We start from the raw sequence: 18,132 nt of genomic DNA on the forward strand, positions 1-18,132 counted from the left end.
GGAAAATAAGCCCCGCGACGCTCAACAGTTGCTGCAAACCCTGCCCGCCGATGAACGCCCGCGCGAGGTTGCCGGCAACAGCGTGGATCCGCTGCGCAGGTAGGCCCAGCAGGCGTTACAGGCGGGCGATACTCAGCAGGCGCTGGCGCGGCTTAATGAGGCGCTACAAAAACAGCCCTCTAACGTCTGGGTGCGGCTGGATATGGCGCGCATTCTGCTCAAACTACGGTACGGTGCTGCCCTGGCAGCAGGCCACGGCGCCACCACGGCGCCCATCGGTGTGAGGCTGGCCCCGACGCCGACCGCTCCGCCGGAGACCCGGACGCTGACGCAAATCAACGATTTGATGAACCAGGTCCGAGAGAAAACCGCCACCTGGGCGCAGGGCGAAGTGGCGGTGCGCCGCCGCGACGGCGAAAACGGCCTAAGCAATCTGACCGAAGTAAAAACCCCGCTAACGATTTCCGGCGTGCCGGCCGATAACGCCCGACTTAGCCTAACGGTTACGCCCGTTTCTCTGGATGCGGGCAGCTCTTCCGGCTCCGCCAATAATCGTTTCGGCACCGGCGCGCTACAGCAGGGCCAGCGGGTCGCCAACGCCGCGACAACCTCCACCACCACCGGATCCGACGGCGCCACCAGCACCACGACCAATACCTCCACCAGCGATAGCATCAACAATGGTGATTACGTCGCCGATTCTTCCGGCGCGCAGAAAGCGACGGGGACCGAGGTTAACCTGGCGTTGAAGGGCGATCACTATAAAGTCGACGTGGGGTCGACACCGCTCGGAACCGATAACGATATGGCCTCCTGGGTAGGCGGTATCGAATGGTCGCCCCGGCTATCGAACTTCAGCCAGTTAACCTTCCGCGCCGAACGACGGGCGGTCACGGACAGTCTGCTGGCCTACGTCGGCGCGCGACGCGATTAGCGGGAAACATTGGGGCCAGGTAACGCGCAACGGCGGCAGCGTGCAATACGCCTATGACGATGGCGACATTGGTCTGTATGCAGGTTTGGGCGCCTACAGCTACCTGGGCGACAACGTCAAAAGCAACACCGGTATGAACGCTTCGTCGGGGGTCTATTTCCGCCCCTATCGCGCCGACGGCCGCGAACTGCGCAGCGGAGTGAACCTGACCTGGATGGCGTTTGATCGCAATCTGAGCTATTTCAGCTATGGTCAGGGAGGCTACTTCAGCCCGCAAAACTATATCAGCCTCTCGCTGCCGGTTGACTACATTCAGACCTTCGACGACTGGAATCTGACGTTGGGTGGCGCTATCGGCTATCAATCCTATAATCAGGATAAGAGCGACTATTATCCCAACAACCCCGACATGCAGGCGGAAATGGCGTCCCTGGTGGCGAATGGCTATGCCGGTGACGCCTATTACAGCGGCAGTAGCGAACATGGCGTCGGCTATAACGTCCATGCTAAAGGGGTTTATAAAATCGTAAGCGCCCCGTGGAGGACGTCTTGAATTATTGGTGGGTTTGTTGTATGAGACAGTAAACCTACGTTACACGCTTATGCTCATTGCATTTTCACATTGTATTGATTTAAATAACTTTTATTTCCATCCTGGTTTGAGTGATATGAAATTAGTGGTTCTGAAGTTTGTGATAGTGTCCATTAAAATTTAAGTGGACACTATCATCGCCGGATTATCCATGATCTGACAGCCGTCCCTTATAGGATGCGGGTTCACTAGGCATCGTAGTGGAACATATTCTTACCGGGCCTTACAACAAACCCACCAATAATTCAAGACGTCCTCCACGGGGCGCTTACGAATGGTCGATGGTGTTGCGGACGTGCTCAACGCAGGTCCGATGCGATTCAACGGCATCAAGTGGCTTCTGAGGACGTTCTGTCGGGAGTATGGGTAGTAACAATGCCCAGGCTGCATCGGGCAGATCATAGTGAGCCATAATTGTATTTTTTCCATAAATCAGGCAGATATTCTGCCATGATAAATTGAGGGACACAGCCTGGCTTCACTAGCTTCGCTAGCCTCAATGCCACCTTACCGCGCTTACCTTATCAACAGGCACCAAGTCACCGAGGGCGAGACGTCTTAGACGGCGAAGGGAGAGGAGGGACGCCGCCGTGCGCGCCGGCTCAGCGGTCAGAAACGATAGCCGACGCCGAAAAGTAGCGCGTTCCGGGTAAAGGTTAAACCGCGATGGTTGAAACGGCTGGCTTCATAGCCTAGGTCTACTACCATATTTTATACCGGGTTAACTTGCACACCTGCGCCATAGGCGAGGGCGGCTTTCTGTCGTTGATCTCGGTAATGTTGCGTGGTAGGCGACTTGCCCGCCTTTATAGCGGTCTTGCTGGCGTGTAATGAATAATCATCGTAGTTCACGCCGATGATACCATAAACAGAGACGTATTCATTGAAACGCCAGGCAGACCCTGCCGCAAGTGAAACCGCGCTATAGCGATACCGTGCATCCTCCTGAAACCTATTCTCAGAGACCTGGTGGCTGTAGGCATTGGCGGTCATATAGCTCAGCGAGCCGATAAGACTGAGCGGGCCGCCCCATTCATAGCGATATTTAACGTTGATGCCGTCCAAGGCGCCGGCGTCGGCTTTCGTGCCGCCGGTTTTGATTTTGATATTGCTGTGAAGGTAACTGGCGCTCAGGCTGTGGAATTCGGCCAAGGCAGGGAAGGGTTGCGATAAGGCAATGCCAACGGCGATAATAAAAAACAGCGATTTCATAAATAAATCCTTTTATTAATAATTCTCTTTTCAATTGGCCGCACGCAAACGGCCTCTAAGGTATATGACTTATTTATTTTACGTTCTTGATATGAATGTCGATTAAATTACGGCCTTGACTGCCGGTGGTCAAGAGATAAAAACGAGACAGCTTATAGCCAGGGAAGACTTATTTTCAAAGTGGATTGATTATCGAAGATGACGATTAAATATCAATATTAAAAAAGAGATTAGAATTTAAACTTAAACTAAATATAGGACTTGGACTTGACATTAAGCTCGAATCAAATCCCCAACCGTAATGGCATGCTCTTCGGTGATGGGCCGGCCGTGGCTCGAAAGAACGCATTTGCCCGCACCCGGGTGCTGATAGCCCGACCGGTTACGAATCGGGACCATCCGGCGGCGTCGACCGCCGGCTAGGGTTCAGGCTGGCAAACGTTTGTCGACGGTGAATGCCGATGTGGGATGAGAACTCACGTGCGGCGAGAGAGTAGCCCTATGACAGGCTTGAACCGGGTAGGGCGCAGGCGGCGGACGGGGAAGGGGTCAATCCTCGTCAAACCCGGCGTTGAACAGCTCGATCACCGCCGCCAGCGCTTGTACCTCGTCAGGCCCGGGGGCCTCGACCTCGATCAATCCGCCCTTTGGCGGAGTCGAGCATCAGCAAACCGATAACGCTGCTGGCTTCCGCTTCGGTGCCGCTGTCGTTGCGCAACAGCACTTCGGCATCAAAACTCTGTACCAATTCAAACAGCTTCATTGCCGGCCGGGCGTGCATCCCCTGGCGGTTTTTTATCTCTACCGTTTGTTTGACCGTCATGATTTGCGCTTTTCCAGAGTGCGGTGGCGGGACTGGACATTCTTGCCGCGAGAACGAAAATAGTCCGCCAGCTGTTCAGCGATATAGACCGATCGGTGCTTGCCGCCGGTACAGCCTATCGCCACCGTGAGATAACTGCGGTTGTTGGTTTCGAGCATCGGCAGCCACAGCTCCAGATAGCTGCGGGTCTGATAGATAAAATTATGCACTTCGGTATGGCGATCTAAAAACGCCGCCACGGGGCGATCCAGGCCGGTCATCGGCCTGTGCTTGGGATCCCAGTGGGGATTGGGCAGAAAACGCACGTCGAACACGTAGTCGGCGTCGATGGGGATACCGTGCTTGTAGCCGAAGGATTCAAACACCATGGTCAGTTCCCGCTCGCGCTTGCCCAACAGGCGGGTGCGCAGCATTTCGGCCAGCTCATGCACCGACATCTCGGAGGTGTCGATCACCAGATCGGCGCGTGAGCGCAGCGGCTCAAGCAGCGAGTCCTCTTCATCGATAGCGCTTTCCAGCGACAGATTACGGGCGGAGAGCGGGTGCAGCCGGCGGGTGTCGCTATAGCGGCGGATGAGCGTGTTGCGATCGGCGTCCAGAAACAGCAGCTGCGGGGAAAAGGCCTGCGGCAGGTTATCCATGGCCTGTTCAAAAATTTCCGGCGATTCGGGCATATTGCGCACATCGATACTCACCGCGGCGGAGATATTGCTCGCCGCCAGCGTACTGGCAAGCTGCGGCAGCAGCAGCACCGGCAGATTATCGACGCAATAAAAGCCCATGTCCTCCAGCGCGCGCAACGCAACGGATTTACCTGAGCCGGAACGACCGCTGACTATCATCAGCACCATGACGCTACACCCCTCTGCCTTACTTATGTCATCCCCTGGCGATGCGGCCATGCCTCGCCCATTCCATCCCGCGTTCGGGACGGCGCTGCGACATCAGTCGCCGTCTTCCGTCTCGGTCATAATCTGATACAGCTCCTCGTCGCTTTGCGCGGCGCGTAAGCGGCGACAAACGGTTTTGTCTGCCAGCCGCTTGGCGACCAGCGACAGGGTGTGCAAATGGGCCTTGCACTGCTCCGCCGGCACCAGCAGCGCGAACAGCAGGTCCACGGGCTGATTATCGATGGCGTCAAAGGCGATAGGCTGTTCAAGCCGGATAAAGACCCCGACCGCGCGCAGCGGGTCCTCTTCCAACTTACCGTGCGGAATGGCGATGCCATTACCGATACCGGTGCTACCCATGCGTTCACGCGTCAATACGGCGTCAAACACCACTTGCGGCGCCAGGTTGAGCTGCTTCGCCGCCAGTTCGCTGATAATTTCCAGCGCTCTTTTCTTACTCTGGCAGTGGACGTCGCGGCGGGTACATTCAATGTTTAACACTGAATCAATTTGCATTGCTGTATCGTTAGTCATTTCGGGTCACTTAGGCGCTGGTTAACCTTTAAGACTCATCGGCCCGTTACCGTAGGGATAACGAGCCGATGTGAGGTTTAGGTAGCGTTGTCGGCTACGGTTAAATTAATATTGTTTCAGCTTCTCTTTATGCTTGTTCAACTGCCGCGTGAGTTTATCGATCAACAGATCGATGGCGGCGTACATATCATCCGCTTCCGCAGTCGCGTGCAGCTCACCACCGTTGAGATGCACCGTCGCTTCGGCAATCTTCTGAACTTTCTCCACCTTCAGGACAATATAAACCTGATTGATGCGATCGAAGAACTGTTCCAGCTTTGAGAATTTGGTGGTAACAAATTCTCGTAAGGCGTCGGTGATGTCAACATGCTGTCCGGTAATGTTCAGCTGCATAGTGTCTTCCTTCTCTGTAGAGGTCAAACCAATTGTTTTCGCTGGTTCGACGGCGGGATGGATAAAGACTCTCGGTACTTTGCTAGGGTACGCCGCGCCACCATGATACCCTGCTCGGAAAGCAGGTCGGTGAGCTTACTGTCGCTAAGCGGCTTCGCCGGGTTTTCCGCGGCGATGAGTTTTTTCACGAGCGCGCGAATAGCCGTTGAGGACGCTTCGCCTCCCCCTTCGGTATTGACGTGGCTTGAGAAAAAATATTTCAATTCAAAGATGCCGCGCGGGCTGTGCAGATATTTCTGGGTGGTGACGCGCGAGATCGTGGACTCGTGCATATCCACCGCCTGGGCAATGTCCGCCAGCACCATCGGCCGCATAAACTCTTCCCCTTGTTCAAAAAACGCCCGCTGTCGATCGACAATACAGCGCGTCACCTTCAGCAGCGTTTCATTGCGGCTCTCCAGGCTTTTAATCAGCCAGCGCGCCTCCTGCAAATGGCTGCGGATGAACTGACCGTCCGAATCGTTGCGGGTGCTGCTACCCAAGGCCGCGTACTGCTGATTGATGCGCAGGGCCGGGATACTGTCGGTATTGAGTTCAACCACCCAGCGGTTTTGCAGTTTGCGCACCAGCACGTCAGGAATGACATAATGCGACTCGCCGGTATTGATGGACTGCCCTGGACGCGGATCCAGCGACTGAATCAGCGCCATAGCGGGTTTCAGCACCTCTTCTTTCAGCTTAGTCGAACGCAGCAGAGTGCGGAAATCATGGCTGCCCAGCAGATTAAGATAATCGCTGACGATGAGCCGCGCCTCTTTGAGGTAGGGCAAATCGGCCGAAAACTGCGAGAGCTGAATCAGCAGGCAGTCGCGCAGATCCCGCGCCGCCACGCCGACCGGATCAAAGCGCTGGATGCATTTTAGCACCGCTTCTACTTCGGCCAGGGTCACGCTTTCGTCGCCGATACTGTCGAGAATATCGTCCAGCGGCACCGTCAAATAACCGGTGCCGTTCACGGCGCCGACTATCGAGGTGGCGATGGCTTTATCGGTATCGGAGAAAGGGGTGAGCTCCACCTGCCACATCAGGTAATCCTGCAGAGTCTGGGTGGTTTCGCCCTGATAGACGGGCAATTCTTCGGCGCGGTAATCGGTACCGGTGCCGGACGGAGTGCCGGCGGAATACATTTCGTCCCAGGTGGCGTCCAGCGGCAGCTCTTCCGGCATGTCCTTCTGTTCCATCGCCTCGCGGGTGTCCAGCGATTCACTGTCGGGCGCATCGTGCGCCTCCACCTCGTCATGCAAATCGGCCTGCTCAAGCAAGGGGTTACTTTCCAGCGCCGTCTGAATTTCCTGCTGGAGTTCAAGCGTGGACAATTGCAACAGACGGATGGCCTGTTGCAACTGCGGGGTCATGGCTAACTGCTGACCCAGCCTGAGTTGTAAACCTTGCTTCATATAATGCGTCAACTATCCTCACGAACCACGGCGGTAACGCCACCTTATCAGAGGCGGAACTCTTCGCCCAGATAAACCCGCTTGACCTGTTCGTCGAGCAGGATGTCGGCGGGGGAGCCGTGGGCGATAAGTTTACCCTGGCTGACGATATAAGCCCGTTCGCACACGTCGAGCGTCTCACGCACGTTGTGATCGGTAATCAGCACGCCGAGGCCGCTGTCGCGCAAATGTTCAATGATTTTTTTGATGTCGATGACCGAAATCGGATCGACGCCGGCAAAAGGTTCGTCAAGCAGTATGAATTTAGGATTGGCGGCCAGCGCGCGCGCGATCTCCACCCGGCGTCGTTCGCCACCGGAAAGCGACTGGCCGAGGTTGTCGCGCAGATGGCTGATATGAAACTCCTCCATCAGCTCTTTCGCGCGATCGTTGCGCTGTTCGCCGGTAAGATCCTGGCGGATCTGCAGCACCGCCATCAGATTGTCGAACACGCTCAGACGGCGGAAGATCGAGGCTTCCTGCGGCAGGTAGCCGATACCGCGGCGGGCGCGGGTATGCAGCGGCAGAAGGCTGATATCGTCTTTGTCGATCACAATGCGGCCGACGTCTCGGGGAATGATGCCCACCACCATATAAAACGTGGTGGTTTTGCCCGCCCCGTTTGGCCCCAGCAATCCCACAATTTCGCCAGAGCTTACCTTAAGGCTGACGTCTTCCACCACGCGGCGTCCTTTATAGGCTTTAGCCAAATTTTCTGCGATTAATGTTGCCATGGATCCTATACCCGTTTATTTGGCCGATTTCGCCGGCGCTTTAGCGCCGCTTTTATCCTGCAACTTCGCCGGTACCAGTACGGTGGTGACCCGTTTGCCTTTGTCGCTGAACGCCTCCATCTGCTGTTTCTTGACCAGATAGGTAATACGATCGCCCTTGACGTTGCTGTCCAACTGCTCCAGATAGGCATTGCCGGTCAGAATCACCAGATCATTAGCTGTTTCATAGCGCACTTTCTGCGAATGGCCGCGTACCGGCTTGCCGTCGTCCTGCAACTGATAGAAGGTCACCGGGTTACCGAAGCCTTCCACTACTTCGTTACCGTCCTTACCGTCGGGGCGGGTGATGACCACCTTATCGGCGCGAATATCGATGGAGCCACGCTTGACCACCACATCACCGGTCAAGGTCACGGTGTTGGTCGCCATATCCACCGCCTGCTGCGCGGAGTCGATATGAATCGGCTGCTGGTTGTCGCTGGTGAGCGCCTGCGCGCTGGCCAGCATTAAGCCGCCGGCCAGAAGCAGGCTAGGGCGTACGTTGTGAATTCTGGATTTCATAAGAGGACTTAACCTTTTCAATCAACTCGGCGGTCTTGTTGCACAGATTGCCGCGCATCTTCATGCCGGTGGAGTTAAAGCCGGTACCATATAAGGTTACCTCATCATCCGAGGAGACGTCCTGCGTGACCAGGTTAACCACCGCGTTATCTGTTGTAATGCGTTTAAGCTGCGAGGCATCGGTCAGGCTATCCACCTGAACATGGCCATACAGGTAAAGCATCCTGTCTTGGGTCAGCTTGGCCTTATCGGCCTTCACCGTCCAGGTCGGCACTTTGTCCTCATCGAACGTGGTGGCGACCGGCCGAGTAAACCAGGTAATCTGTTGCTCGGCGAAGTGATTCACGTGATCGGCCACCAGCTTATAGTTAAGCCCCCCCGCCGGGTTATACACCACCGTGGTGGTATATTCGCTCTGATAGGTCGGCTCACCGGTATTGACCGGCGCCTGGGCGGGCGCCGAGTCGGTATCAGCCAGATTCCAGCCGATAAGCACCAGTACCAATAATCCCAGCAGCGCCGTGGTCCAACGCAAATTCTTACTCATACCGACTGCCCTTTAGCATCCTCCAGCTTTCCCTGCGCCAGCAGCAGCAGGTCGCAGACTTCCCGCAAGCGCCGCGACCGCCGGCGATGCGGGTAACGTAATCGGCCCTGGGCCGCAATAGCGGGTGCGCATCCGCCACCGCCACGCTCAGGCCAACCTGGTCCATGACCGGAGCATCAATCAGGTCATCGCCCACATAGGCGACCTGTTCCGCCGTTAATGTCAGTTTACTCAGAAGCGCTTTAAAGGCCAAAGTCTTATCCGACTGCCCCTGGTAAAGATGCGTAATGCCAAGCGTGGCGCAGCGGTCTTCCAGCAACCTGGCGGAGCGGCCGGTAATAATAGCGACCTCAATGCCCGATGTCAGCAGGCAGCGAATGCCGTAGCCGTCGCGGACATTGAACGCTTTGAGTTCTTCACCGTGATTGCCCATATAAATCAGGCCGTCGGACATCACGCCATCCACATCGCAAATCAGTAGACTAATATCTCGGGCGCGTTGCAGCACCTGCTACGCTATCGGTCCATAACACGTCTCGACGGTGGGGGTCTCTTGCATGAAGGTGTTCCTTGTTATATCACGCCGGCGCGTAGCATATCATGCATGTGCACTACGCCTATCAGGTGGTCGCCTTGCGCTACCAGCAGCGAGGTAACGTTGCGCGCCTGCATCAGATTGAGCGCCTCCACCGCCAGCATGTCGGGGGCGACGCGCACGCCGCCGGGGGTCATGACATCGGCGATGCGCGCCCGGTTAAGGTCGATGCCCATATCAAACACCCGCCGCAGATCGCCGTCGGTGAAAATACCGGCAATGACATTTTGCGCATCGCAAATCACCGTCATGCCCAAATTTTTACGGGTGATTTCCAGGAGCGCGTCGCGCAGCGAGGCCGTGCGGGCGGTCAGCGGAATATCGTCGCCGCTGTGAATGATATCGCTCACGCGCAGTAGCAGTTTGCGTCCTAATGCGCCGCCGGGATGGGACAGGGCGAAATCCTCGGCGGTGAACCCTCGCGCCCGCAGCAGGGCCACCGCCAGCGCGTCGCCCATTACCAGCGCGGCGGTTGTGCTGGCGGTTGGCGCCAGGCCGAGCGGGCAGGCCTCTTCCGGCACATGCACGCAAAGATGGATTTCCGCCGCTTTCCCCATGGTGCTATCCGGTTTACCTGTCATGCAAATGAGCGGGATGTGCAGGCGTTTGAGCACCGGAATCAGCGCCAGTACCTCGTGGGATTCGCCGGAATTGGACAGCGCGATGACGATATCCTGCGGTGATACCATGCCCAGATCGCCATGGCTGGCCTCGCCGGGATGGACAAAAAACGCCGGAGTACCGGTGCTGGCGAAGGTGGCGGCCAGCTTGCGGCCGATATGGCCGGATTTGCCCATGCCCATCACCACCACTTTGCCGGTGCAGCGAAACAGCGCTTCGCCGGCGCGGCGAAAATCGTCGTTGATATATTGATCCAGCTGCGCCAGACCCTCCCGCTCAATAGCGAGAACCTGCTTACCGGCGGCGATAAAATCAAAGGCCGGCGCTAATGTATTCTGCGACATAAAATGTATCCTGATTGTTCGCGGTGCGGGAAGCTAGATCAACTGCACCACGAGATAGGCGATGAACCCACAAACCAGCAAAGCCCCCGACAGGCGATTTATCCGGCGCCGTTTGCGCAGGAAAAGGGCGGCGAGGGTAACGCTCGCCGCCAGCATAACCCAATAATCGCGGGCAAAGGCGTCGGGATTGAAGGGGCCGGGAGAGAGCAGCGTGGGAACGCCCAGCACAATAACACTATTGAAGATATTGGAGCCAATAACATTCCCCAAGGCAATATCATTTTCTCCCTTGAGCGCCTCGGCCACAAGCGTCGCCAGCTCCGGCAGGCTGGTACCGATCGCCAGCACCGTCAGGCCGACTATCAAATCGCTCAGGCCAAAATAACACGCCAGGACGCTGGCGTTATCAATCACCATCTGCGCCGAAATGGGCATAAAATAATAAACGCCAGTACCAGCCACAGGACCGCCACGGTATTATTGCTATCCTGCGGTAGCTCCGCCAGTTGTTCACGGGTCAGCGTGTCGCTGCCTTCGCGCAGCGCAAGCCGGGAGATGGTGACGATAATCAGCAGGTAGCCCGCCGCCGCAGCCAGCAGCAAGACGCCATCAAGCCTGCCCAAACTGTGGTCCGCCAGCAGCAGGCCGCACAATAGCGTAATCAACAGCAGTAGCGGCAGCTCGCGCCGCACGATATCGGAGCGAAAGGTCACCGGCCGGATAAGCGCCGCGCCGCCGACAATCAGCATGATATTGATAATGTTGGATCCCAGGATATTGCCCACCGCCATATCGATTTGATTATTCAGCGCGGCGGTCACCGACACCAGTAATTCGGGCAGCGAAGTGCCGAAGGCGACGATGGTGCAGCCGATAAGCCAGGGCGCAAAGCCGAGCGAGCGGCTCAACACGGCCGCACTATAGACCAATCTGTCCACGCCATAAACCAATAGAATGAGGCCAATAATTAATAATGACGTGGCAAAAGCATGATAATTCCTTGGCTTGAGTAAAAACCTGTTCCGTTGGCGCATCATAGCCTTTAAAGGGAGACGAAAGGCGGACAATAAACGCATACTGGCATTAATTTTGACCGCCTGACGGATAAAAGTAAAACGCGGCGATAAAGTTATCCGCATCGATGGGCCTGATGAGTCGAGAAAAGTTCGATGAAATGGTCAGCTTGCTTTACTATCATCACTGCAGAACGTGGGTGCGGGAAGAAAAGGGCAGTAAACTATGAACCAGAGCGATAACCTGGTTGAGATTCGCGGATTAAGCTTTCGTCGGGGCGATCTCGTTATTTTCGATAATATCAGCATGCAGTTTCCGCGCGGCAAAGTCACCGCGATCATGGGGCCGTCGGGCATCGGTAAAACCACCCTGCTGCGCCTTATCGGTGGACAGTTGCCGCCGGACAGCGGTGAAATTTGGGTGGACGGCGACAACATTCCCACGCTATCGCGCCGGCGTCTCTACGAGGTGCGTAAAAAAATCAGCATGCTGTTTCAATCCGGTGCGCTGTTTACCGATATTAACGTTTTTGAGAACGTGGCGTTTCCGCTGCGGCGGCATACCCGTTTGCCGGAGCCGGTGCTGCGCAGCACGGTGCTAATGAAGCTTGAGGCGGTGGGTTTGCGGGGGGCGGCCGCGCTGATGCCTGCCGAGCTTTCCGGCGGTATGGCGCGCCGTGTGGCGCTGGCGCGCGCTATCGCGTTGGATCCTGAGCTGATTATGTTCGATGAGCCGTTTGTGGGACAGGATCCGATTACCATGGGGGTGCTGGTCAAGCTTATCGACGAGCTGAATCACGCACTCGGCGTCACCTGCATCGTCGTGTCCCACGACGTGCCGGAGGTGTTGAGTATCGCCGATTACGCCTATATCGTCGCCGAGCAGCACGTCGTGGCGGAAGGCACCCCGGCCAGCCTGCGTGAAAACCAGGATCCTCGGGTGAGACAATTTCTCGACGGCATCGCCGACGGGCCGGTGCCCTTTAACGTTCCCGCCGAAGATTATCAGACCCAGCTATTGGGCGCAGGGAGTTAACCTCAGTCATGGTATTAGAAGCTATTGCGTCCTTCGGGCGCCGGGGGATCAACATTTGCCACGGTTTCGGCCGGGCCGGTGTCATGTTGTTCAATGTGCTGATAGGCAAACTGGCCCTGCGCGAACAATGGCCGCTGCTGGTGAAACAACTTTACGGCGTCGGCGTATTATCGCTGGTGATTATTATGGTCTCCGGCCTGTTCATCGGTATGGTGCTGGGGCTGCAGGGCTACATTATTCTCACTACCTACAGCTCGGAGTCCAGTCTGGGCATGCTGGTCGCGCTGTCGCTGCTGCGCGAGCTGGGGCCGGTGGTGACCGCGCTGCTGTTCGCCGGCCGGGCGGGATCGGCGCTCACCGCCGAGATAGGTTTGATGAAGGCCACCGAGCAATTTTCCAGTTTGGAGATGATGGCGGTCGATCCGCTGCGCCGAGTGGTGGCGCCGCGCTTTTGGGCCGGCGTCATTAGTATGCCGCTGCTCACGGCGATTTTCGTCGCGGTCGGCATCTGGGGCGGCGCCGTGGTCGGCGTGGAATGGAAAGGTATCGACAGCGGGTTCTTCTGGTCCGCGATGCAAGGCGCCGTGGACTGGCGGCAAGATTTGGTAAACTGTGTAATCAAGAGTGTGGTTTTCGCTATCACCGTCACTTGGATTGCGCTGTTCAATGGTTACGACGCGATCCCGACCTCCGAGGGAATCAGCCGCGCAACGACCCGCACGGTGGTTCACGCCTCGTTGGCGGTATTGGGATTGGATTTTGTGCTGACGGCACTGATGTTTGGGAACTGAGTGAATGCAAACTAAAAAAAGTGAAATCTGGGTCGGCGCGTTTATGATTATCGCCCTCTGCGCCATCGTGTTTCTTTGCCTGAAAGTCGCGGATATCCGTTCGGTGAGCAACGCCGCAACTTATCGGATCAGCGCGTCTTTCGATAATATCGGCGGACTCAAAGTGCGCTCGCCGGTGAGGGTTGGCGGGGTCGTCATCGGCCGGGTCGCGGATATCACCCTTGATCCGCAAACGTATACGCCAAAGGTCACCATGGACATTGAACAGACCTATAATCATATACCGGATACCAGTTCTCTTGCGATTCGCACCTCGGGGCTGCTGGGGGAACAATACCTGGCGCTGAATATCGGTTTCGAGGATCCGGAAATGGGCACGTCTATTCTAAAAGACGGCGGCGTGATCCAGGATACCAAGTCCGCCATCGTGCTGGAGGACCTGATTGGCCAGTTCTTGTATAAGAGCGGCGGCGACGACAATAATAATGCCGGCGCGGGCCAGAGCAGCGTCGCCGACCGGTTGCCCCGTCGCCGCATCGCTAGAGCGCGGCGGCGGGGTAACCTCAACAGGAGAAATGCATGTTTAAACGTTTATTAATGGTGGCGCTGCTGGTGATTGCGCCGCTGACACAGGCTGCCGATCAGACCAACCCTTATCATTTGATGAACGATGCGGCGAGCAAAACCTTTACCCGCTTGAAGAATGAACAGGGCAAAATCCACCAGGATCCCAACTATCTGCGCACCGTGGTGCGCGAAGAGCTGCTCCCCTATGTGCAGGTGAAATACGCCGGCGCGCTGGTGCTAGGGCGCTATTATCGCGAAGCCACGCCGGCGCAGCGCGACGCCTATTTTAAAGCATTCCAGGCCTATCTGGAGCTGGCTTACGGCCAAGCGCTGGCGCTTTACAGCAATCAGACCTATCAAATCGCGCCGGAGAAACCGCTAGGTGACGCAACGATTGTGGCTATTCGCGTCACGATTATCGACCAGGGCCGCCGGCCGCCGGTGCGTCTTGATTTTCAGTGGCGTAAAAACAGCGTCTCCGACAACTGGCAGGCCTACGATATGATAGCCGAAGGGGTCAGTATGATTACCACCAAGCAAAACGAGTGGGCCTCCACGCTGCGCACTAAGGGTATCGACGGGCTGACCCAGCAATTGCAGGCCGCCACCGGTCAACCCATTACCCTGGATAAGCAGCGCAATGGCTGATGAGCTAAGCTGGCGTACGCAGGGGCAAACGTTAATCCTGCAGGGCGAGCTGGATCGCGACACGCTGCCGACGCTTTGGCAGCAGCGCCAGGCGTTGCTTGACGGTATCCGTTTCCTGGATGTATCCGGCCTGAAACGTGTAGATTCCACCGGTGTGGCGCTGATGCTGCATTTTTATCACCAGCAGCAGCGGGGCGATACGCTCGCGCTCACCGGCGTCACCGATCGGCTGCGCACCTTGATCGCTTTATACAAGCTGCAGGCGATCCTGCACTGTGCGCCGTCCGCGAGCGTCTGACCTGCATCCCGCATCCCGGTGGCACTTCGCATGCCGCCGGGAGAATCTACCGCGTAACCCGCTGGGGCCCCTCCTGCCGTGATCAGCATCCTCTTTCAACGTCGCCGACGTCTAGCCCGCTGCGGTGAGCCTCTGCCGCGTAGCCAGGTTTGCGCTTGCGTACCGGTTTGAGCTTTACCTCTTGATGCTGCCGACGTCTCCCTCGCTGCGGGCAGAATGCTGCCGCATAATCCGCTGACACCCCGCCTGCCGATGTGAAGAACCGGCGCCAGGCCCCTGACGGAGCGAGGTAAAAAATTGCGGTTAATCTCATTGCCTGTTCCCGAGCGCGGCGGTTTCCTCTAAGATAGCGGTCTGATTCCCGACCCTGTAAAGTAAGACGTTATATGGAAACTAGTGAAATCAAAGCGGTGCTGATGAAAGCCTTGGCGTTGGACGAAGCCCACGTAAGCGGCGACGGTAGCCATTTTCAGGTTATTGCGGTCAGCGCGCAGTTCGCCGGCATGAGCCGGGTGAAAAAACAGCAGACGATTTACGCGCCCCTGATGGAATATATTTCAGATAACCGCATCCACGCCTTATCGATCAAAGCCTACACCCCCGAAGAGTGGCAGCGCGATCGCAAACTGAACGGTTTTTAAATGTTGACCCTGGCGGGCAACAGTCTTCCCGTTAAATAGAGAGCAGTCGTAATGGATAAATTTCGTGTCCAGGGTCCTACCCGGTTAAGCGGCGAGGTCACCATCTCGGGGGCCAAAAATGCCGGGTTGCCGATTTTATTCGCCGCGTTGCTGGCGGAAGAGCCGGTAGAGATCCAAAACGTCCCCAAGCTGAAAGATATCGACACCACCATGAAACTGCTGGGCCAGCTCGGCGCCAGAGTCGAACGCAATGGTTCGGTGCATGTGGACGCCAGCGGCGTTAACGTTTATTGCGCGCCCTATGAGCTGGTGAAAACCATGCGCGCGTCGATTTGGGCGCTGGGGCCGCTGGTGGCGCGTTTCGGCCAGGGGCAAGTATCTTTACCGGGCGGCTGCGCCATCGGCGCGCGTCCCGTGGATCTGCATATCAGCGGTCTGGAGCAACTGGGCGCCACCATCAAGCTGGAAGAGGGTTACGTCAAAGCGTCCGTGGACGGCCGTCTGCGCGGGGCACATATCGTCATGGATAAGGTCAGCGTCGGCGCCACGGTCACGATCATGAGCGCCGCCACCTTGGCGACCGGCACCACCATTATTGAAAACGCCGCCCGCGAGCCGGAGATTGTCGACACCGCCAATTTTCTTATCACCCTGGGCGTGAAAATCAGCGGCGCCGGTACCGATAAAATTACCGTCGAAGGGGTTGAGCGCCTCGGCGGCGGTGTCTATCGCGTACTGCCCGATCGCATCGAAACCGGTACTTTCCTGGTAGCGGCGGCGATCTCCCGCGGTCGCGTGGTGTGTCACGCCACCCGTCCCGATACGCTGGATGCCGTACTGGCCAAATTGCGAGAAGCGGGCGCGGATATTGCCGTCGGCGACGACTGGATTAGCCTGGATATGCAGGGCCAGCGTCCGAAAGCGGTTATGGTGCGCACCGCCCCCCATCCCGGCTTCCCTACCGATATGCAGGCGCAGTTCAGTCTGCTGAATTTGGTGGCCGAGGGCACGGGCGTGATTACCGAAACCATTTTTGAAAACCGTTTCATGCACGTCCCCGAACTGATTCGGATGGGGGCTCATGCGGAAATCGAAAGCAACACCGTTATCTGCCACGGCGTCGAGACGCTGTCGGGTGCACAGGTCATGGCGACTGACTTGCGCGCTTCCGCCAGCCTGGTGCTGGCCGGCTGTATCGCCGAGGGGATGACGGTGGTGGATCGTATTTATCATATCGATCGCGGTTATGACTGTATCGAGGAAAAGCTGCGGCGTATGGGCGCCAATATCGAACGGATCAGCGGCGAGTAATCAATCGCCGCACCCGGCCGCAGTGTTCACCGGCGCGCCGTAGGTGATTTGACGTGTTGCTCGCCGGCATACTGTTGCCGCGTGCCGCCCGCCGGCCTACCCTCTGCGGCCTGCCTCACCCTGGCGACTAATGCCTAACGTCGGCAGGCGCGGCCCTTTGTCTGCCTGCGGCGGCTAGCGCGTCATGGCGGGGCGCTAGCCGCCTTAGTTCGAGGCGGGATATTCCTGACTGGTGACCTCGACCGTCAGTTTTTTGCCGTTGCGCAAGATCTCTACCGAAATACACGATCCGGGACGAATCTCCGCCACCTGATCCATCGTTTCAATCACGGATATGGCTAGCTTATGATTGACGCTCAGGATCACATCTTCCACCTGAATACCGGCCTGCGCCGCCGGGCCGCCCGGCGTCACTTCGTTGACGATGATGCCCTGAATGCGATCGAGACCGCCGCCGTTGTGCATGGGCGCCACTTCACGGCCGCCGATACCGATATAGCCGCGGATCACCCGACCATCGCGAATCAGCTTGTTCATCACCTTGGTGGCCAGCGCGGTGGGAATGGCGAAGCCGATACCTTCCGGCGTTTCGCTGTTATTGCTTTTATCGAACGATAAGGTATTGATGCCCACCAGCTCGCCAAGGGTATTGATTAGCGCGCCGCCGGAATTGCCGTGATTAATGGAGGCGTCGGTTTGCAGGAAATTCTGCCGCCCGGACGGGCTCAAACCGATGCGGCCGGTGGCGCTGATAATGCCTTGGGTAATCGTCTGCCCCAGATTGTAGGGATTGCCGATCGCCATCACCACATCGCCGATATGGGGCTGGCGGGCGGGATTGATGGGGATCACCGGCAGGTTGTTGGCGTCGATTTTCAGCACCGCCAGATCGGTCAGGCTGTCCGAACCGACCAGCAGCGCCTCGTATACCCGCCCGTCCTGCAGCGCGACGATAATCTGCTCGGCGTCGTTGATGACATGTTTGTTGGTCAGCAGGTAGCCTTTCTGATTCATAATGACGCCGGAACCCAGTGTGCGGATTTCCAACTGGTTATGGGCGCTGCTGTTCATGCTGCGGTTATACACGTAGACCACCGCCGGCGCGGCGCGGCGCACCCCCTGATTATAACTGACGGGCTCCTCGCTATCGCTATCATCGGCACGATGCAGCAACTGGCCGGTGGTGGAGCGAAGCGTAGGCACCAGCGCCAGCAATAGGGCTGCGACAATGAAACCGATGATGACGGCACGTAGCAACTTGAGGAGCATGGGACTCGCAGGGGTAGTGGAAAATAGCGGCAGGATAGCATGAGTTAAGCGGACACCGCAGCGCCGGCGTCCGTTTTTTTAATCCCTTATCGCAGTAACAGGAAAATACTCGCGTCGCCGCGCACGATATTATAGGTAGGCGCCCCGTGGAGGACGTCTTGAATTATTGGTGGGTTTGTTGTATGAGACAGTAAACCTACGTTACACGCTTATGCTCATTGCATTTTCACATTGTATTGATTTTAATAACTTTTATTTCCATCCCGGTTTGAGTGATATGAA

The 18,132-nt window shown here is 57.0% G+C and carries 18 protein-coding genes and 4 pseudogenes; 9 read left to right on the plus strand and 13 right to left on the minus strand.

Annotation, left to right across the window (positions count from 1 at the left end):
• Positions 1 to 124 precede the first annotated feature (124 nt).
• Positions 125 to 1,487: pseudogene (locus ACMX3H_RS01870) on the plus strand (cellulose synthase subunit BcsC-related outer membrane protein); the annotation flags it as partial.
• Between the two features lie 239 nt (positions 1,488 to 1,726).
• Positions 1,727 to 1,870, plus strand: coding sequence for a hypothetical protein (locus ACMX3H_RS01875; protein ID WP_415209588.1), 144 nt, complete (start codon positions 1,727 to 1,729; stop codon positions 1,868 to 1,870).
• Positions 1,871 to 2,237: 367 nt separating this feature from the next.
• Here the strand turns inward: ACMX3H_RS01875 and ACMX3H_RS01880 are convergent, their stop codons facing one another.
• The 12 genes and pseudogenes from ACMX3H_RS01880 to ACMX3H_RS01935 all read right to left on the minus strand — a co-directional run bounded on the left by ACMX3H_RS01880 (position 2,238) and on the right by ACMX3H_RS01935 (position 11,310).
• Entirely contained in the window at positions 2,238 to 2,738 is a 501-nt protein-coding gene (locus ACMX3H_RS01880) for an Ail/Lom family outer membrane beta-barrel protein (RefSeq protein WP_415209589.1), read from the minus strand.
• Positions 2,739 to 3,287: 549 nt separating this feature from the next.
• Positions 3,288 to 3,561 (minus strand): annotated as a pseudogene (gene npr / locus ACMX3H_RS01885) (PTS phosphocarrier protein NPr).
• Positions 3,558 to 4,412, minus strand: coding sequence for an RNase adapter RapZ (gene rapZ, locus ACMX3H_RS01890; RefSeq protein WP_415209590.1), 855 nt, complete (start codon positions 4,410 to 4,412; stop codon positions 3,558 to 3,560). The pseudogene npr and the gene rapZ overlap by 4 nt, the downstream one beginning before the upstream one ends.
• A 93-nt stretch (positions 4,413 to 4,505) precedes the next feature.
• Entirely contained in the window at positions 4,506 to 4,985 is a 480-nt protein-coding gene (gene ptsN, locus ACMX3H_RS01895) for a PTS IIA-like nitrogen regulatory protein PtsN (protein ID WP_415209591.1), read from the minus strand.
• A gap of 105 nt (positions 4,986 to 5,090) precedes the next feature.
• Positions 5,091 to 5,378: a ribosome hibernation promoting factor gene (gene hpf, locus ACMX3H_RS01900; RefSeq protein WP_011410062.1), complete on the minus strand. Its 288-nt coding sequence runs from the start codon at positions 5,376 to 5,378 to the stop codon at positions 5,091 to 5,093.
• A gap of 23 nt (positions 5,379 to 5,401) precedes the next feature.
• Complete coding sequence (gene rpoN / locus ACMX3H_RS01905) at positions 5,402 to 6,835, minus strand: RNA polymerase factor sigma-54 (protein WP_415209592.1); 1,434 nt, start codon at positions 6,833 to 6,835, stop codon at positions 5,402 to 5,404.
• A 47-nt stretch (positions 6,836 to 6,882) separates the two neighbouring features.
• Positions 6,883 to 7,608, minus strand: a complete 726-nt coding sequence (lptB, locus tag ACMX3H_RS01910; RefSeq protein ID WP_415209593.1) for an LPS export ABC transporter ATP-binding protein — start codon at positions 7,606 to 7,608, stop codon at positions 6,883 to 6,885.
• Positions 7,609 to 7,623: 15 nt separating this feature from the next.
• On the minus strand, positions 7,624 to 8,169 hold the full coding sequence (gene lptA, locus ACMX3H_RS01915) for a lipopolysaccharide ABC transporter substrate-binding protein LptA (RefSeq protein ID WP_415209594.1): 546 nt from the start codon (positions 8,167 to 8,169) through the stop codon (positions 7,624 to 7,626).
• A complete protein-coding gene (gene lptC, locus ACMX3H_RS01920; RefSeq protein ID WP_415209595.1) occupies positions 8,138 to 8,716 on the minus strand; it encodes an LPS export ABC transporter periplasmic protein LptC in 579 nt (192 codons plus the stop codon). The genes lptA and lptC overlap by 32 nt, the downstream gene beginning before the upstream one ends.
• Positions 8,713 to 9,224: pseudogene (gene kdsC / locus ACMX3H_RS01925) on the minus strand (3-deoxy-manno-octulosonate-8-phosphatase KdsC). The gene lptC and the pseudogene kdsC overlap by 4 nt, the downstream one beginning before the upstream one ends.
• A 65-nt stretch (positions 9,225 to 9,289) precedes the next feature.
• Positions 9,290 to 10,276 carry an arabinose-5-phosphate isomerase KdsD gene (gene kdsD / locus ACMX3H_RS01930; RefSeq protein ID WP_415209596.1) on the minus strand — a complete coding sequence of 329 codons (987 nt, stop codon included), beginning with the start codon at positions 10,274 to 10,276 and terminating at the stop codon, positions 9,290 to 9,292.
• Between the two features lie 33 nt (positions 10,277 to 10,309).
• A pseudogene (locus tag ACMX3H_RS01935) lies at positions 10,310 to 11,310 on the minus strand (calcium/sodium antiporter).
• 205 nt (positions 11,311 to 11,515) lie between these two features.
• Here ACMX3H_RS01935 and mlaF point away from each other — a divergent pair.
• The 7 genes from mlaF (at position 11,516) to murA (ending at position 16,581) form a co-directional block, all read left to right on the plus strand.
• Positions 11,516 to 12,325, plus strand: a complete 810-nt coding sequence (mlaF, locus tag ACMX3H_RS01940; RefSeq protein WP_415209597.1) for a phospholipid ABC transporter ATP-binding protein MlaF — start codon at positions 11,516 to 11,518, stop codon at positions 12,323 to 12,325.
• An 8-nt stretch (positions 12,326 to 12,333) separates the two neighbouring features.
• On the plus strand, positions 12,334 to 13,116 hold the full coding sequence (mlaE, locus tag ACMX3H_RS01945; protein ID WP_415209598.1) for a lipid asymmetry maintenance ABC transporter permease subunit MlaE: 783 nt from the start codon (positions 12,334 to 12,336) through the stop codon (positions 13,114 to 13,116).
• A gap of 4 nt (positions 13,117 to 13,120) precedes the next feature.
• Positions 13,121 to 13,714, plus strand: coding sequence for an outer membrane lipid asymmetry maintenance protein MlaD (mlaD, locus tag ACMX3H_RS01950; RefSeq protein ID WP_415209599.1), 594 nt, complete (start codon positions 13,121 to 13,123; stop codon positions 13,712 to 13,714).
• Complete coding sequence (gene mlaC, locus ACMX3H_RS01955) at positions 13,696 to 14,331, plus strand: phospholipid-binding protein MlaC (protein ID WP_415209600.1); 636 nt, start codon at positions 13,696 to 13,698, stop codon at positions 14,329 to 14,331. Before mlaD ends, mlaC begins: the two co-directional genes overlap by 19 nt.
• The gene (gene mlaB, locus ACMX3H_RS01960; RefSeq protein WP_415209601.1) at positions 14,324 to 14,629 is read left to right on the plus strand and encodes a lipid asymmetry maintenance protein MlaB; all 306 of its coding nucleotides are present in this window, start codon (positions 14,324 to 14,326) and stop codon (positions 14,627 to 14,629) included. The genes mlaC and mlaB overlap by 8 nt, the downstream gene beginning before the upstream one ends.
• A 386-nt stretch (positions 14,630 to 15,015) precedes the next feature.
• Positions 15,016 to 15,270: a BolA family iron metabolism protein IbaG gene (ibaG, locus tag ACMX3H_RS01965; protein ID WP_415209602.1), complete on the plus strand. Its 255-nt coding sequence runs from the start codon at positions 15,016 to 15,018 to the stop codon at positions 15,268 to 15,270.
• Between the two features lie 51 nt (positions 15,271 to 15,321).
• Positions 15,322 to 16,581: a UDP-N-acetylglucosamine 1-carboxyvinyltransferase gene (gene murA, locus ACMX3H_RS01970; protein ID WP_415209603.1), complete on the plus strand. Its 1,260-nt coding sequence runs from the start codon at positions 15,322 to 15,324 to the stop codon at positions 16,579 to 16,581.
• Between the two features lie 204 nt (positions 16,582 to 16,785).
• Here the strand turns inward: murA and degS are convergent, their stop codons facing one another.
• A complete protein-coding gene (gene degS, locus ACMX3H_RS01975; protein WP_415209604.1) occupies positions 16,786 to 17,850 on the minus strand; it encodes an outer membrane-stress sensor serine endopeptidase DegS in 1,065 nt (354 codons plus the stop codon).
• Positions 17,851 to 18,132 lie beyond the last annotated feature (282 nt).

It is taken from the genome of Sodalis sp. (in: enterobacteria) (genome assembly GCF_047607725.1).
Taxonomy (GTDB): Bacteria; Pseudomonadota; Gammaproteobacteria; order Enterobacterales; family Enterobacteriaceae; genus JBLKSS01.